This is a genomic window from Paenibacillus sp. MY03, assembly GCF_002165585.1.
Taxonomy (GTDB): Bacteria; Bacillota; Bacilli; order Paenibacillales; family Paenibacillaceae; genus Pristimantibacillus; species Pristimantibacillus agaridevorans.
This window is the reverse complement of sequence record NZ_MXQD01000018.1, coordinates 10,010-26,707: the sequence shown is the minus strand read 5'-3', so window position 1 is coordinate 26,707 and position 16,698 is coordinate 10,010. Positions and strand designations below refer to the sequence as shown.

Genomic DNA, 16,698 nt, shown 5'->3' with positions numbered 1-16,698 from the left:
CCCGTCGAACCGACGGGGAATAAGATTACTTCTTTTTTTTGTTTAAGTTAGTAGTTACTCTCAAAAGCTCAGAAGCATTTTTTGAAAGAGCACTACCCATGAGAACAATGTTTTTTTCAAGTTCTTGATTTTTATTTTCTTTTCGCTTACTAAGTACTTTTAACATACAGTAACCACTCCTTTACTTAAACAAGTCTGGACAAGACTCATATAAAGTTTGGCAATAAGTCTTTGTCAAGTTTATTATATCACTTTCTTGATTTTTTGGCACAGAAATTTTGAAGTTCGAATCGAAGGACACGATGGAGGTCACCTTATCATTATTATCGAATAATGGTACAGCTAAACAAAATTGAGTACCATTGATTTTATTCTTTTGTGATTGTGTCAGTTTGTAGTCCGTTGAGGAAAGATCTTCATCGAGTACAACATCTTTCTTTGCATAACATTGGCCAATAACTCCTTGAATTTTAGGCTTAACTTGCAATTTCAAACCATCAGTATTTCCAACAATGCTTAGACCCTCGATGTTTTTAATATTGAAATAAGCTTTTGTTCTCCAAACATTTTGTTGTTGAGTCCATATTCGAACGTTTAAAGTACTTGCGTTAACATTCTTCAATTTATCATCTAAAGCAAATCGCAATACAGTAGTTATGTATTGAAGGAGTTTAATTCTTCTTTTTACGACTTTATCCAATTTACTTTTGTTGTATTCTGCGTAAATTGTGAAAAATACAGAAGGAATCAGAATGCTAATAAGTATTAATGTCATTTTGAGGTTGGTTGGATCGAAAGTGATTATTTTTTTATTATGCCACGAGTCTATTAAACCATTTTCTCTACTGATAAATGCCATAACAGCAGGTATTGTACTAATAAACAAGATCCTAATAACTTTGGTGAGCATTGTTTGTCTCCTCTTTGCTATATTCTCGTACAATTCGACATTTTACAATATTTCGAAGTAAAATGGAAGAATATTCTTAAGCGGTTTCAAGAAGCCTAGTCCTTCAGATAACACCATATTCACGCATCGGGCATTCGCCCTCGGTCCCAGAAGCGGCTTCAGAGGAGTAGTTGCTGTGGACACACCCGGCATTCGCCGGGCGTCGTGAATATACGAAACGTTATACGCAATTGCTAAGATCAATATGAATGGGGGAACTCTATGACGCTATACCATTTTAGCGAAGAAGATGACATATCAATCTTCAAGCCGAGAGTTAAAGATAATAGAAAAAATATGCCTCCAGTTGTTTGGGCTATTGATGAGGAACATCAATTTACTTTTTTCTTCCCACGAAGCTGTCCACGAATCGTGTATACCAAACATGACAATATAAATGAACAAGATTTTATTAGATTCTTTGGTACGACGAAGGCTAATATTGTCATAACCGTAGAAACTAACTGGTACAATTCAATAATGAATACAACACTATTTAGATATGAATTGCCGAACGACTCATGTTCAATATTCGATGAAACAGCGGGCTACTATATTTCTTACGAAGAAGTTAAACCTAAATGCATGACACCGGTTAATAATGGAATTGAAAGACTAATGGAAATGAATATTGAAGTGCGTTTCACACCTGAACTAAACACTTTAAGAAATGAACTATTGAAATCTACAATAAAGGACTTTGGAATACATAAATTTGATAATGCAATAAGAACGATTAGGTAATTCGAAGAAGAAGCAACAGCGTATAACACCATATTCCCGCATCGGGCTACGCCCTCGGTCCCAGAAGCGGCTTCAAAGAAGCGGTTGCTGTGGACACACTCGACTTCGTCGAGCGTCGTGAATATACGAAACGTTAGGTAAATTAATTGCTTGGTTTTATTTTTAATCAAAGGAGCATGATTCAAAGATGAGTTTTACTTCAGAAAATATCCTTCCTGAAGGTAGGTACGGCATATAATAAATTAATAAATTTAATAGACTTGTTAGGTTATACAAAGCAAAGAAATCAATTCAAAAGTCAAGGCATACTGGCAAGTTATTTTTGGTATGAACATAAAAATTATAGATCGTATGTCGGAGTAGAACTCGACATTTATAAAGACAATAGTAATATTCTAGTTTATACCAGAACTAGAGCCGGAAGAAGTTATTGGGATTTAGAACATCAAAATAAAACTATTAAATATGTAAAAGATTATTTCAAAGGTAGTTTCTCAACAGATGAAGGCAAAAATCGTTATTTTATAATCGATGAAAATGTCCCTACTGAATTGGAAGCGGGACTCTTTATAGCTAGATGGGTTTATAATAATGCGCTTATCAAACCTAAATATATTTAGATTCAAGAAATTTAAAAGGTGATATTTCAAGGGAAGAATATACTGGTATTTCATTTATAGATGACTTAAACCCAAGATTTATTTCTAATAACTTATTGATACCTTACTTGGTAGCAACTTGGGAAGATTACTTGAAGAAATCATTTATTGTGATATTGAAATATACAGATAATAGGGACAAACTTTTTAAAGAAGCACGATTCTCAGTAAACAATCTAAAAGATTTCTCTGCTGGAAATGTCTCGGTTGAAGAGGCTCTAGTTGAAAAATTTTCATTCCAAAGACCACGAATAGTTGCAGAGAATTTTAAAAAGCTTGATGAAAAATTAGACATATTCACTGTATTAAACAAGCCAATTTCAAATAGAAAAATTTCTCTTTTTGACTCCATTGAAGAAATTGTTGATCTAAGAAATACATTTGTTCATGAAGGAGGTATGGATGTAAGTTTAATGACAAAAAACTTAAAGTAATCATTAAAGATTTTGAAATTGCAGTAGATAGAATTTATGATAGATTTGGATCTTATTATAATTTTGAACCTAGTAGAGATTTTTGATGCGAAAAACACAATTAACATCACCTAACACCATATTCACGCATCGGGCCATTCGGCCCTCGGTCCCAGAAGCGGCTTCGAGGAAGTGGTTGCTGTGGACACACTCGACTTCGTCGAGCGTCGTGAATATATGAAACGTTAGTGAAATTATCCAAATACATAACAAAACAAGGTGAGTATTTATGTGGAAACATCCATCTAATGCAAAAGTAAAAAAACTAAAAGCCAAATATAAAGACATGTATCCTTTTGTCGAATTAATTGTTAATCAGTGGGATCCTATTGGTTTAATAGACGGTGGGGCCCCGGAAGATTAATACGATTGTATTTCAGTACAATTAATTGACTTACTATTGCAAGGAAAGAAGAGCAATGAGATATATGATTTTATTATTCATGAGCTTGATGATCATTTTGGAATGGGCATAAATTCAATAGCAGAAGAATATAAAGACAAATTTATTGAACGGCAATATAAGTTTAGTGAACAAATTACAAACTGGTATGAACAATATACACAAGAATATGACAGCAATTCGGAGAAGGGATAACTTCAGCTAACACCATATTCACACGTCGGGCCATTTGGCCCTCGGTCCGGCAGAAGGTATTGACAAGGAAGTGGAATCAGCCGGACACATCCGACTTCGTCGGACGTCGTGAATATACGAAACGTTATGTGAAATCTGTGCAGATATTTAAAGGAGATCAACTTAATGAATGGATTTGCTACATTATCAAGGCCAATTAAGAGGATATACAGATTAGTTCTTTCACAATTTAAAACAAAGTGGACTCTTAACAATTACCCCATTGAGTATAGGCAGCAAGAAATGCTAGATCTTTCTGATACGAATCTAACTATGTTTCCTTGGGAAGCTAGGATCATTAATTGGTATTGGATGAATGGTGATGGACATTCAAAAAAAGAGGCGTATATAAAACTTAAAGAGAAATTTGATGTTTATAAATCAGAAGGTCATGAACTACCAAGACCAGGAACAAAAGTGCAAATTAAGTTTGCAAGTGTTTCCAGAATAGACAACTTTGATATAGAGGCGGTTCAATTCTTTAAAGATATCTTTGAGATGGATTACAATGGAATGTTTATCTCCGATGAATCTTCGATGTATGATTTTTGCTGGACTGATGATTCACTTTTGGAAAAACAAGAAAGAATAAAAGAGATTTATAATATTGATATTAAAGAAATTAAAGGATTGGAAATTGTAGGAATTTTGGAGCGAATCAGGGAAGGCACAGGCATCACATAACACCCATATTCCCGCATCTGGCATTTGCCCTCGGTCCCAGAAGCGGCTTCAGGGAAGCAGTTGCTGCGGACACATCCGACTACGTCGGACGTCGTGAATATACGAAACGTTATAGGAAATCAGCGCAAATCATAAATGCATTAAACCCTAAGATATATTAAAGCTACATTCGTTATACCCAAGGATGTTAAATGCTAAAAATAGGAGGTGACTTGTAGTGGAAAGCGAGGAGCTAATAAAACAAATTAAATCAGACTTATACAAAGAAGTTGACGATTTAAAGCGAGATCATTTGTCTTTTAAAAAACGTATAAGTATCATTTCGAATTTGTTAATTCCTGGAGTAGGATTTCTTATATATGGAGGTTCCTACCTAAAAGGTTTTATATCATTTCTTTTATTCATTTCTTATAATATATTGTTCTTTACTAAAATTGAAAATAACGTTGATACAAGTATAGCTGTTATATATTACATACCTGCAATTGCCATATGGATTGTTAGTGCCGCAATGGTAGCTGGATTAGATGATTGAATTAAAAGGAATATATATAAAAACTATATAACGAATGAAATTCGAAGAAGGCGCTGACATCCTATAACACTATATTCACGCTTCGGGGCATTCGCCTCTTGGTCCGGTCAGAAGATATTGGCAGTGGAGGCATGATCAGCCGGACACATCCGACTTTGTCGGACGTCATGAATATACGAAACGTTATAAGAAATTGGCGTAAAGTTAAAAACATTGGAGGCGATCTCATGGCAGTACATAAGATTGAATTAGTTTAAGAAAATCTAATTGGCTCATTTACTAATGAAGTGCCTCCCATTATTAAAGTTACTTCAGGAGATTCAATCCGTTTCGAATCGCTGGATGCTGGCTGGGGAATGGGAACGAGTAATTCTGATCGAAGGAAACCTTTTTTAAGAAGAGACAAGATAGACGGGGGTCATGCATTAATTGCACCCATTTAAATTGAAAATGCAAAGCAAGGAATGACACTGGAGATAGAATTTAACGACATCATTCTTGGTCATTATGGTTTTACAGCTGCTGGACAATACCCTAATTGGCAAAACCAAAAGTTACACTTAACTGAATACCAGGAAATAACTTTGGACTGGGAACTTGATAACAAATCAATGGTTGGAAATTGTGATATAAATGGGAGAATATTTTCAGTATCTTTAAATCCGTTCATGGGTGTAATCGGAATGCCGCCAGGGTCAGGAAGAATTCATTCTACCTGGCCTCCGCGTTATTGTGGAGGTAACATAGACTGTAGGGAGTTAGTAAAAGGCAGTAAGTTGTACTTACCAATATCTGTTGACGGTGGATACCTTGCGATGGGTGATGGCCATGCCCTGCAAGGCGATGGTGAGGTGAGCTGTCAAGCCATTGAATGCCCTATGGAATTAGTTGATATTACAATTAATTTAATCGAAAATATTAGTTTGTCAAATCCAAGAGCGAATACCCCAGCAGGATGGATCACATTTGGGTTCCATGAAGACTTAAACGAAGCAACAGTTCAAGCTCTTGATTGAATGCTCAATTTGATGGGAGAATTATATGGATTAAATCGAGTAGAAGCTATTGAATTAGGAAGTTCAGTAGTAGACCTGCGAATTACTCAAATCGTCAACGGGGTTAAAGGAGTTCATGCATGCTTGCCTCATGGGATTCTTAAGTAACTCGAAGAGGACGCCAACATCTTATAACACCATATTCACGCATCGGGCATTCTCCCTTCGGTCCCAGAAGCGGCTTCAGAGAAGTGGTTGCTGTGGACACACCCGGCATTCGCCGGGCGTCGTGAATATACGAAACGTTATACGCATGTTCGTTAAAATTATAAAACAATTAAGTTCTCAAAATCTATTTTTAAACCGAAAGATGAAAGAATATCAACACCTAAAATTGCATCGAATCCATAGGGTTCTTTTGTCAATCCTAATTGAATAGTAAATTGATCGAGTAAGATGTGATTAATGTGTAGACCATTGACGAATTGCTGACAACACAATTCGCTTTTACCCCCAACTCCATACATACGAACTGATATACCATTGATAAAGTCTGGATCTAATCCTAGTTGAACAACCGGTATCAAGAAGGACATGATCTAAGACTATTGATTTATGATTGTAAGTAAGGGAAAGAGAGATAATAGGAAGACCATTGATTAAATTAATTTTCATTGAAGACCTCGAATACCTGTGAATGGTTGTTCAATAACCTCAATATTCTCATTTCCTGTATAGAATACGTAGAGTTCTCTTGAAGGATTTGAGAAATGAAGTGATTTATAAGTAGACCAAGCTTCTTTTGGATTATGATAATCAGAGATAACAGAAAGTTCATCGATGGATCTTTTGTTATTAGCGGAATGGGCAGATATTGCTTCAACAAGGACCCAACAATTGGGAAACTGATTACGAACATTAACCCACTTCAAGAATGAACACCAAATAAAATATGTAGAATAATTGTACAACTCAATTTAATAACAAGCAATGCTGGGGAGAATTCGAAGATGAACGAACCAGCGTATAACACCATATTCACGCATCGGGCTGACGCCCTCGGTCCGGCAGGAGATATTGGCGGGGAAGCGGGTGCAGCGATCGCAAGGAGCTTGCGGAGTTGTTAAACATCTAGGATCTGCAGCTTTCTTACGTGACGAACGTAGATGCTGGGAACGGACTGTTGAAGATCGGAAGCTCTCTTGTTCCGTTTATTGATAATTTCCCAACACACACCAAATTGTATAACTTGATGACAACGAAACCAGGAGAGCGGTGACAAGAAGGTAAACGGCTGATCACGAGATCAGCCGTTTCGGGCACAAGCATCAAATTGCGTTATTGACTGATTATATAATCGATTCATGAAGTCGAGAGAAGGGGCGAGAGTGTAGAAACGACATCGCGCAACTGTTAAGGAGAGAAAACGATTTGCTTTACCTGTGCCACTATGAGCTGAGGAAATGAAGAAGGTACTCACGATCAGTCGCTTCAGTCTAGTGAACAGACTTTAACTGAGCCTAGGCGATTCGTCTTGGACATGTTTTAATTTAATCATCAATTCACTTTGACAAATTAGTTTTGCTTTGATATCATCATTGGTAGGTGGACGGTCCACGTTTTGGTGATGAATAGGAGTAATATTATGAAAATAGACAATTCATTAGTATATGAAAAAGTAAAGGCCTACCTGTTGGAACAAATTCTTATCAAAGCAGAATACAACAAGGAAATAAAGTTAGAGGCTGAAAGAAAGATGGCTGAAGCAATAGGTGTAGGAAGATCGAGTATTAACAAAGCTATTTCGGATCTTGTTGCAGTTGGCTATCTGAAAAGGTATAGAGGGATCGGCGTATTTATCGCCCCGAAAGAGCACATCCAGGCATTGCAAGCACAAGTGATTCATATTGCTCTAATACTTCCAAATACTGAAGATTACTACTACGCTGAGATTATTGAAGAGATTGATAGAGCAACTTTTGAATTGAACATTCAGGTTATATTAAAAATCCATGGCGGTTCAGATAAAAGAGAAGCAGAAATCCTGGAAAGTATACTGCAACTCAATAATTGCCAAGGTGTTATCACAGTCCCTGTTCTGGAAAATCCAAATATTGACCTATACAATACAATGCTGAATTCCGGGATCGGCGTTGTTATGGTCAATCGAATACATGAAAGTATGAGCGCTTTTCCTCATGTGGTGTTTCATCCCACTCAAGGAAGTTTCCTTGGCGTGAAACATTTGTATGAAACTGGAAAGAAAAAATTGCTTTATGTTGGGGACGATCAGAAAAACTATATTGATAGTATGAGACTGCAAGGTTTTCAACAAGCTGTTCTTAACAATCCGGATATTATCGGTACTCATTTATTTTTTGGCGATATTCAGTTTCGGGGGAGCTTCTCGCAACTGCTGCGGGTACAACAGATTGACGGGATCGTAGTATACAATGATTTTATCGCTTTAAAGATTATGAGCATACTTATAGAAGAAGGTTACTCGATTCCGGAACAGATTGGGATTGTGGGACATGACAATTCTAACCTATGCAAGATATTGTATAAGCAATTGACGTCAGTCGATTTCCCGAAAAAAAGACTTGCGAAGCTGGCGGTTGAATTGTTAACCAATACAATGAACGGACTTGCGGTTACAAAAGAACATGTTTTACCCGTAACATTAAAAATTAGAGAGTCTACATTATCCTAACCATGACTCTTTTTTTGCCATGACTGGACGGTCCACATACCACTTGGGGAGGTGAGTTCAATGTAAGGAGATTTAATTAACATTGCATCTTGAGTTGTCGAAAGTGCATCTATCGATGGATAGGAAAGTTTCATCGACAATGAGAAGATGTTTGGAACAATGGGCAGAGAAGGGGATAATGTTTGTCGAGATTAATCAGGAAGTGGATTTACTCATTGAAAAGTAAAAATTATTAGGAAAGGAAATGATGAAGTGATCAAAAGGAATACTGTGATTCTGTTTGCTGCTTTCGTTAGTATCGCATTGTTGGTTAGTGCATGCAGCAATAATCAAAACAAGGGGAATGCAGGTGTCGTAAATAAAGACGAGATTGTTACCATTACGTATTGGGGCTATGCTCAGCCTGAGTACCAGCAGCAAGTGGAAAAGCGTGTGTCTGAGGTGTTTCCTAATATTCGATTGAAAATTACTGGATTCCCGACGGTTACAGGCGGAGGAGATCCGATTATCAGTGCTGCAGCTGCGGGAACCTTGCCGGACCTCTTTAATTCCAATCCTACGCAGGGTTCGGCTTATTCCAGCATTGGACTTACGCAGCCACTGAGCACATTCGAAGATTTTGAAAGCGTAACCAAGGATGTGGATCAGAATCTTATCGAATCCGGGCGCATTGAAGAAGGAGAAGTTCACAATCTCATTTTCAACGGAGCTAATTCTGTTGCGATGTACTACAATACTCGTTTGTGGGCAGAAGCGGGGTTGACAGAAGCTGATATTCCGAAGACATGGGATGAGTTGGTCGAGGTTGCCAAGAAACTCACCAAGGATACTGACGGCGATGGAAGAATTGATCAGTATGGCATTGAAGTGCCTACTTCGGGAATAGGTGGAGGCTTCAACTTTAATTATGGTTATCCTTTGTATTGGTCAATTACCGGTTCACCAACGGACGGTTTTATATCTAAAGATGGCAAAGAGGTTACTGTTGATATTCCCGCTTACGCCAAGGCGATTGAACTGGTAAGTGACCTGGTGTTGAATCATAAGGTTGCTCCGCCTGAACGAACGCAAGATATTTTCCCGACGGGTACGACGGCGATGATGGCCAATGGGCCCCACATGGAATTGATCTTAAATGATCCCAATAAAAGCAGGGTCGTTGACGAATGGGATGTGTTTCCTATGCCGACGCTTGGTTTAGGGAAAGCGACAGTCAATTATATGCCTGTAGGCGGTCGAACGGTGATGATGTCTAAGCACACTAAGCACCCTGAGGAGGCTTGGGAAGTCATTAAGTTTTTGTTGAGCGAAGAAGGGCAAATGTTAGGATTCAATCTGCTTGGAGAAATGCCTGTGGTAAAGACGGTTTATGATCATCCGGATTTTCAGGCTCGTCGAACAGCAGGGATTTTTACAAGTCTTGAAAACACAGAATTTTATGCAAGGGATCCTTATTATTACTCTATCATTAATAATACTTTGTCGCCGGCGCTTGACACTGTTTTGGCAGGAAATGCTTCGCCAGAAGATGCGGTTAAAGCTGCGGTAACGAGTCTGGAAGCGCTGGTTAAAGAAGATATCGCTTCCCAAGAGGCTTTATACGGAAAATAATGATTTCACGAAGACAAGAGGAGGTTGGAGTAATCTCCTCTTGTCCAAGTTGGGGAGAGAAAAATGAAACAAACATTTCTTAAACGATTATCAAAAAACTGGTCCGGTTATATTTTCGTTTCTCCGTGGGTGGTCTTATTTTCAGTATTTGGATTACTACCTATCATTTATGCCATTATGTTATCTCTTCAGAATAGTCGTGTGATGTATCAGGATACAACATTAACACTGTATAACTACAAGTATTTATTCTCTGATCCTTCCAGCGACTTATTATTGACGATTAAAAACACGGCTTTGTATGTTGTGATTCAGGTTCCTGTGCTTACTTTTCTGGCATTGCTGCTCGCCTTTCTACTGAATCGCAAGCTGCGCCTTGAATCGCTATGGAAAACAATTTTTTTCCTCCCAATCGTTACGGCAGCAGTTGTCTATTCCACAATGTGGAAAGGTATTTTGAGTTACGACGGTTTGTTGAACCAATTGCTGTGGATGTTCGACCTGGGCGAGCTTCGCCTGCTGCAGAGCAGATTCGCCATGCCAACGGTTGCTATTGTGGATGCCTTAAAGCTGGCGCCTTACTGGACTATTATTATTATGTCCGCCCTGACGTCGGTTTCGGAGGAAGTGTATGATTCGGCAACTATTGATGGAGCCAACGGGGTTCAAAAGTTTTTGCGCATTACAATTCCCATGATCTCGCCTGTGCTTTTCTTCATGGTATTTATGATTAGCGTAGGCGCGTGGAATGTATTTGAACAAGTCTTTGTAATGACACAAGGCGGTCCGGACAAGTCGACGCTGACGATCACCTTTTACTTGTTTACTGTCTTCTCGCAGGGGCGCATCGGAATGGCGGCGGCCATCGGTATTATTATTGGGCTGCTTGTGATGACTACAACGTTCATTGTACGTAAGGTGTTTAACTCCGAATCTCATTATTAGAAGGGGAATGTATGTTAAATGACAACCCGGTTGTTCACATGGAACATTGTTATATATGTCTTGTTATTCATTCTGGCTCTATTTTTTCTAGTTCCCTTTGCATGGATGCTAACCAATGCATTCAAGCCGACCATTGAAATTGTCGAGCTACGCTTGCTGCCAAGTCGATTAACCCTCGAGCATTTTATTAAATTATCGTCTTCGACTGAAATCTGGAGAAATGCTTTTAATAGCTTCTTTGTTTCCTCAGTCGTGACGTGCTGCTCGTTGCTGTTTTCTTCCATGGTAGCTTACGGGCTTGCGAAAATTGATTTTCCGGGAAGAAAAGTGTTGTTCGTGGTGATTAGTGCTACGTTGCTGATCCCCGGGTCACTTGTATTAATTCCGAAGATCATGATCATCGATCAATTAAACTGGATTAATACGTATTATGCACTCATTGTGCCTGCTATGGTGAGTCCTTATAATGTATTTTTCTTTCGTCAGTTTTTCATGGGCATCCCGATGGACCTGAACCACTCGGCGTTCATTGACGGGGCATCGCAGTTCGACATCTATACAAAAATTATTTTGCCACTCGCGAAACCCGCGTTGATTACGCTTGGTATTTTACAATTTCTTGCTACCTGGGACGATTTTATGTGGCCACTATTGGTAACCAATACCGATGAGATGCGCACTCTTCCCGTTGTGGTTGCTACGCTTGCCAACGAGTATGATGTCAATCTGGGAGAAGTCATGACGATTGGCAGTATTACAGCGGTACCGATTATTATTGTGTACAGTTTTTTACAAAAGCATTTTGTTAATGGATTGGTTACAGGTGGTCTAAAAATGTAAGAAAGGTGTGTGAAACATGATCAACAAGTCAAGTGCCAAAACAATCATGCGAATGACGCTAACGCTAATGCTGATATTCGGAATGTTTCCTTATCCCCCTGTCTCGGCGGACACTGTCGTCCCTGGCTCGGAAACACGAAATATGATCTCGTTAAATGGTGATTGGGCAAGCTTTGTTGGAGACGATCCAGCCTTTAGTTCGGCTGATTTTGACCATTCCTCCTGGCAGACGCGTACCGTTCCTGACGATGGAATGATCGCGCAGTCTCCTGCGCTTGTAAATGCAGAGAACTTTGAGAGCGGGAGTGCGGGTGTGTTCAATCTGGGGAGCAGCAATGCCGGAAGAGTCTCGTCAACGCCGACAGAAGTAATCAGCGGTAATTATTCAGTCGTAGGCAATGCGACATCGGAAGCCGTATTCTTAAGAAGTGAGAGCGGCGTAGAACTTGAAGCGAACAAAGTATACAAAATAAAATGGAAGTATAAGGTTTTAAATCCATGGAGTAACCCTCTTTACAATCGTGCCTATATTCAAGTGAGAAGCAGTGGTACAACTTCGGAAAGCTATCGGCAAAGCTTTTTTACGGAAAGAGTGAATCAGGTCGTAGAAAACAATGAAATGATTGTGTTTTTGAAAGACTATGAGGATTACCAGCTTTCTTTTTCGGTTACAGGTGGAAGTGTCGCGGTCGATGATATTGAAATTTACGAATTGGACACGCACTTCTGGTATAGAAAAAATTTCGAAATTGATGAGAACCAAAACGTTCGTTATCTAAAATTTGATCGAATATTAGATAAAGGCGAGGTGTGGCTTAACGGTACTAAGTTAACGTTTCCGGACTTACATGGCGAACTGAATGACACGCAATTTGGTTCATACTGGGGTTATCACGGAACATCAGGACAGATGGTTCAACTTCATTCATTTGAGTGGAATACAATGTTTGACGTTGAAAGCTTGATAAATAAAGGAGGGACCAACACACTTGCTGTCAGAATAACAGATGATCCTCGAACAGGTTACTGGGTTATTCAAAACTCGCCGGATGATACAGCTCAGGGCAAAGCAGGCATACTTGGGGATGTGAATCTGATTGAAACACCGGCGCTATTCATAAGTCGTGTTGAGCGTGTTCATCCGAATACGGTGAGCACAGTCGATTATAAAGCGGAGCATCAATTTATAATTGATACACGTAATGATACGAATCAAGCGGCTGATGTTAGTATTCGTCTGGTTGTGAAGGATAGCAACGAAGTGACTGTATATAACGATGTGTTGAGCAATCGGCAAATTGATCCGAATGATAGCGAAACTTTCAACTTTTTGTGGGAGCCGCGCGCTCAGTTCATGAAATACACTGCAACAGCGGAGATCTGGCAGAACTCAGTACTGGTGGACAGTATGGATATAAAATTTCATGGAACAGTTGTGGAGACGAAACCGCAGCGAAAATTATATGTAAATGGCGAACCGTTTCTTATAAAGGGCCAGAATGGATTGACGAACCTATTTGATACGGAGCATACAAGAGAATACATGGAGCTTGCCAAGCTTGCCAGTTCCAACACACTCAGGGGCGATTCGAATCATCCAGGATTACATCAGGCTGCCCAGGAATACGGGATGATGATGCTGCCGCTGGTGCCGGATAGTGTAATAGATTTCACTTCGCTTTTGAATACCGTATACGAGGGAGATCTGGAAAGTGAACGTATACTGCAGCAGGTCGATATGATGACGCTCGCATTGCAGGAATCTCCAAATGTACTATCTTGGGGGATTGCCAATGAATTGGGGGGCACACGGTATAGTGACATTGTATCATTCTTGACAGATAGAACTGCGCAAGTACATGACATGGATCCCTACAACAGGCCATCGCATTACAGCAATAACAGCAGAGATAATTTTTTGAGTTCGGGCAGTGATATTACAGCATTCAATCTGTATAATTTGCCTCGCGAAGCCTACCAAACGCGAATTGACAGTTTGCCGAACAATACTCCGGCAATCATAACGGAAACAGGATTGCTCGATTCAATCTATGACCACGAGGATACCGAAGAAAATCTCGACTATATCACAAGAAGATGGAATGACTCTGTCTTGCCGCAGGGATGGAGCGGCATGGTTTATTACAATGGATTAGGAGATTACAAATACGTTCATCCAGGATTGTCTAAAGGGGAGTTTGTGTACCGACCCGATATGATTCTGGGAATGAAAAACCTTTATGACGATCTTGCTGTGAATTATAACAAGATTACCGATGTAAGCTTTGATTTATCGCTTATAAATCGTAGACCATATCATTTGGAAAACGTGACTCTGGAATTCGAAACACCCGAAGGAACGCGAATCCCTGTTGTACTTGGTGACATGGATCCGGGCGAACGGCTAACCACGGGAACAATTAATACCGGGATTGCGGGAGCGGTGACGTTGTATGCAGACTATACGACTCATGGTGGACTTGGAGGTTCAGGAGCGGAGGCGACATTCTTTTTTGATACTTCTGCCAATTTGACGGACAGCCTTACAATTGAAGATTTTGAACAGTTGAACGATTGGACGATTGGTACAACCAACTCTGCGTTCTACGGATTCGATACAAACAATGGGATTGCAAGAATGTACTTTGAAGAAGTGGACAACCACAGAGATATATTGAGTTACTCCCGCAATAATATGAATGTTAATATAAGCGGGTATCAATATCTCTCGCTGGAGGCTCGCATCCCGGAGGGAGCGCATCTTGTACTTGAAACCTGGATAGACGGTATCTACAAGAGGCAGACGAACTATTACAGCGGCAACGGCTCCGGCGAGTTTGAACAGTTATACTTTAAAGTGAATGGAGATATGTTGGAAAAAGTTGTTTTAAGTATCGGTGAGCCAACAAATGATATAGGAGGCACTGACGAGGAACTGGTGGAGGTATTCTTCAAATCGCTTTCGGCAAATAATGGAGGTGAATTGAAGCAACTAATTCACAGTTTCGACGATGTGGATGACTGGGATGTGTCCTCCAATGATACGGCTTCTTCGGGGTTTGTGTCCAATGAAGGTGTTGCCGAGATGTACTATTTGGACCGTGCATCCAATCGAGACGTGTTAAGCTACTCATTGGATGTAAATCAATCTATTCAATCGTACAAATATCTGGCCCTTGATGTGAGGATCGATCCTAATGCGTTCCTTAGGGTGGATGTTATCGTGGATGGCAAGTCGTATATTTTGGAGAATACAAGAAGTTACAGCGACACCTCTGCTGTGAAGCCGTTCGAGACCCGATATTATGATATTAGCAATCTGGGCGAAACGTTGCAACAAGTGAAATTAAATGTATCGGAACCAACGGGAAATATTGGTGGAGTTAATGGGGATAGAGTAAGCGTGTGGTTCAAAGAGCTTGCTGTTCTTATGAGCAGGGAAGCTGATAATCTCCACTATGAGGATTTCCTAATGATGGACGATTGGAGTATTGGTGCGGGCACAATGCCGATACATGGTCTGGAAACTGGCAGCGAAGGGACTAGAATGTGGTACTCATCAACTGAAGATAGAGACATCTTGTATTATTCCAAGTATGAAGAGCTGGATATTTCGGATCATCCTTATGTTGCGTTGGATATGAAAATTCCTTCAGGGAGCAATGTCACAGTTGAAATGATGATTGATGGAGCCATACAGCGGTACGATGACTATTATCAAGGTGACTCCAGCGACAATTACGAAAGGCGTGTATATAAGGTTACTGGAGATGAACTACAGATGGTGCGATTAAGTATCGGAGAGCCTCCGATCCCCTCCGATGATGACATTGGAACAATTAGAAATGTGTATTTCAAACAAATTCAGGCAATGAAATTTTTGGATCAAAATGAATTGGATGACTTTTCAAACACTCGAAAATGGAAGCTTCAAAACAAAAGCAGTGTTGTTCAGGGGCTGACAAGCTCGAATGGAATTACTGAAATGTGGTATGAGGAGACTGCGGGCAGGGACATTGTTGTTTACGATTATGACGTAAACAAATGGATTGATGGCAACGAAGTATTGTCCCTGGATGTAAAGCTTATGGAAGACACTACTGTGACGGTGGAAGCGGTAATAGATGGAACCTTTAGAAGGCTGGATAATTACTACACAGGCAACGGAAGCGGGGATTTCGAGACGCGTTATTATCCGATTGGAGGAATCGTGCTCGAGAAGGTTCGAGTTTCAATCAGCGAGCCTGCTGATCAGATTGGAGGCACGGTTGGGGCGAGAAGAAGTGTGTTTTTTGACCAGATGAAGCTTGAAACCAAGTTGCCTCAGATGCGGAATTTGCTTGCATATCGTACCTTTGAAAGCACGGCGGCGGGATCTTCCCCTGAGATGTGGACTGATAACTCGGTATCGGGACAGTGGAAAGTAGTCGAAAATACGACTTCGCAACCATTGAATCGTTCGGATGAAATCAATATGCTTGCCCAGGAGCTTGAGGTGCCTGGTGTGAAAAGTATACTGACAACGGGCAGCAAGGCATTGGACGACTTTATAATGAAGGCGGATGTTGTGCCGGGTGGAAATGGAAACGGGTCAAGACAAGGAATTGCGGTTCGATATATTGATGATCAAAATTACTATGAAATTGTGTTTGAGGACAATGCTATTCATTTTTATAAGAATGTAGGCGGAGTAGAGACGCTTCTATGGAGCAATTCTTACGCGTTCGATGTTGGAGTGAGGTATCAGCTTGGTGTTCGGGCCAGAGGAAACACGTTCGAAGTGTATGTGAACGGGCACAAACAAGGTTCCACTATTATGGAGAATGCATTGAAATATGGTGCGAATGGCTTTGTGACACTTGGTACTAGCGCGCTATTCGACAACTACGTCGTAGAGGAATTCTATTAATAAT

The 16,698-nt window shown here is 40.0% G+C and carries 13 protein-coding genes; 11 read left to right on the top strand and 2 right to left on the bottom strand.

Features of this window, described 5'->3' with window-relative positions; genetic code table 11:
* Nucleotides 1-25 precede the first annotated feature (25 nt).
* Both B1748_RS36870 and B1748_RS17430 read right to left on the bottom strand, forming a co-directional pair.
* Nucleotides 26-166 carry a hypothetical protein gene (locus tag B1748_RS36870; protein WP_179215646.1) on the bottom strand — a complete coding sequence of 47 codons (141 nt, stop codon included), beginning with the start codon at nucleotides 164-166 and terminating at the stop codon, nucleotides 26-28.
* Nucleotides 167-181: 15 nt separating this feature from the next.
* Entirely contained in the window at nucleotides 182-910 is a 729-nt protein-coding gene (locus tag B1748_RS17430; protein WP_087569215.1) for a hypothetical protein, read from the bottom strand.
* Between the two features lie 261 nt (nucleotides 911-1,171).
* Here B1748_RS17430 and B1748_RS17425 point away from each other — a divergent pair, with 261 nt between their 5' ends.
* From B1748_RS17425 to B1748_RS17365, 11 genes are all read left to right on the top strand, one after another.
* Nucleotides 1,172-1,693: a DUF6886 family protein gene (locus B1748_RS17425; protein ID WP_087569214.1), complete on the top strand. Its 522-nt coding sequence runs from the start codon at nucleotides 1,172-1,174 to the stop codon at nucleotides 1,691-1,693.
* 260 nt (nucleotides 1,694-1,953) lie between these two features.
* A complete protein-coding gene (locus B1748_RS36455) occupies nucleotides 1,954-2,313 on the top strand; it encodes a hypothetical protein (RefSeq protein WP_143810319.1) in 360 nt (119 codons plus the stop codon).
* Nucleotides 2,304-2,786 carry a HEPN domain-containing protein gene (locus B1748_RS17420; protein WP_373271282.1) on the top strand — a complete coding sequence of 161 codons (483 nt, stop codon included), beginning with the start codon at nucleotides 2,304-2,306 and terminating at the stop codon, nucleotides 2,784-2,786. The genes B1748_RS36455 and B1748_RS17420 overlap by 10 nt, the downstream gene beginning before the upstream one ends.
* Before the next feature lie 802 nt (nucleotides 2,787-3,588).
* Nucleotides 3,589-4,146 carry a hypothetical protein gene (locus B1748_RS17415; RefSeq protein WP_087569212.1) on the top strand — a complete coding sequence of 186 codons (558 nt, stop codon included), beginning with the start codon at nucleotides 3,589-3,591 and terminating at the stop codon, nucleotides 4,144-4,146.
* Nucleotides 4,147-4,363: 217 nt separating this feature from the next.
* A complete protein-coding gene (locus B1748_RS17410; protein WP_087569211.1) occupies nucleotides 4,364-4,681 on the top strand; it encodes a hypothetical protein in 318 nt (105 codons plus the stop codon).
* Between the two features lie 464 nt (nucleotides 4,682-5,145).
* On the top strand, nucleotides 5,146-5,697 hold the full coding sequence (locus B1748_RS37820; protein ID WP_306299331.1) for an acetamidase/formamidase family protein: 552 nt from the start codon (nucleotides 5,146-5,148) through the stop codon (nucleotides 5,695-5,697).
* 1,624 nt (nucleotides 5,698-7,321) lie between these two features.
* Nucleotides 7,322-8,389, top strand: coding sequence for a substrate-binding domain-containing protein (locus B1748_RS17385; RefSeq protein ID WP_179215644.1), 1,068 nt, complete (start codon nucleotides 7,322-7,324; stop codon nucleotides 8,387-8,389).
* A 252-nt stretch (nucleotides 8,390-8,641) separates the two neighbouring features.
* Nucleotides 8,642-10,000 carry an ABC transporter substrate-binding protein gene (locus B1748_RS17380; protein WP_179215643.1) on the top strand — a complete coding sequence of 453 codons (1,359 nt, stop codon included), beginning with the start codon at nucleotides 8,642-8,644 and terminating at the stop codon, nucleotides 9,998-10,000.
* 63 nt (nucleotides 10,001-10,063) lie between these two features.
* Nucleotides 10,064-10,945, top strand: a complete 882-nt coding sequence (locus B1748_RS17375; protein WP_087569207.1) for a carbohydrate ABC transporter permease — start codon at nucleotides 10,064-10,066, stop codon at nucleotides 10,943-10,945.
* Between the two features lie 18 nt (nucleotides 10,946-10,963).
* Nucleotides 10,964-11,785: a carbohydrate ABC transporter permease gene (locus B1748_RS17370; RefSeq protein WP_087569206.1), complete on the top strand. Its 822-nt coding sequence runs from the start codon at nucleotides 10,964-10,966 to the stop codon at nucleotides 11,783-11,785.
* A gap of 16 nt (nucleotides 11,786-11,801) precedes the next feature.
* Complete coding sequence (locus B1748_RS17365; protein ID WP_087569205.1) at nucleotides 11,802-16,694, top strand: hypothetical protein; 4,893 nt, start codon at nucleotides 11,802-11,804, stop codon at nucleotides 16,692-16,694.
* Nucleotides 16,695-16,698: the final 4 nt, after the last annotated feature.

Bases quoted from the DNA above. Each gene is read 5' to 3' on its own strand.
- B1748_RS17430 (WP_087569215.1), bottom strand. From the start codon at position 910: ATGCTCACCAAAGTTATTAGGATCTTGTTTATTAGTACAATACCTGCT.
- B1748_RS17415 (WP_087569212.1), top strand. From the start codon at position 3,589: ATGAATGGATTTGCTACATTATCAAGGCCAATTAAGAGGATATACAGA.
- B1748_RS37820 (WP_306299331.1), top strand. From the start codon at position 5,146: ATGACACTGGAGATAGAATTTAACGACATCATTCTTGGTCATTATGGT.
- B1748_RS17365 (WP_087569205.1), top strand. From the start codon at position 11,802: ATGATCAACAAGTCAAGTGCCAAAACAATCATGCGAATGACGCTAACG.
- B1748_RS17385 (WP_179215644.1), top strand. From the start codon at position 7,322: ATGAAAATAGACAATTCATTAGTATATGAAAAAGTAAAGGCCTACCTG.
- B1748_RS17425 (WP_087569214.1), top strand. From the start codon at position 1,172: ATGACGCTATACCATTTTAGCGAAGAAGATGACATATCAATCTTCAAG.
- B1748_RS17370 (WP_087569206.1), top strand. From the start codon at position 10,964: ATGACAACCCGGTTGTTCACATGGAACATTGTTATATATGTCTTGTTA.
- B1748_RS17375 (WP_087569207.1), top strand. From the start codon at position 10,064: ATGAAACAAACATTTCTTAAACGATTATCAAAAAACTGGTCCGGTTAT.
- B1748_RS36870 (WP_179215646.1), bottom strand. From the start codon at position 166: ATGTTAAAAGTACTTAGTAAGCGAAAAGAAAATAAAAATCAAGAACTT.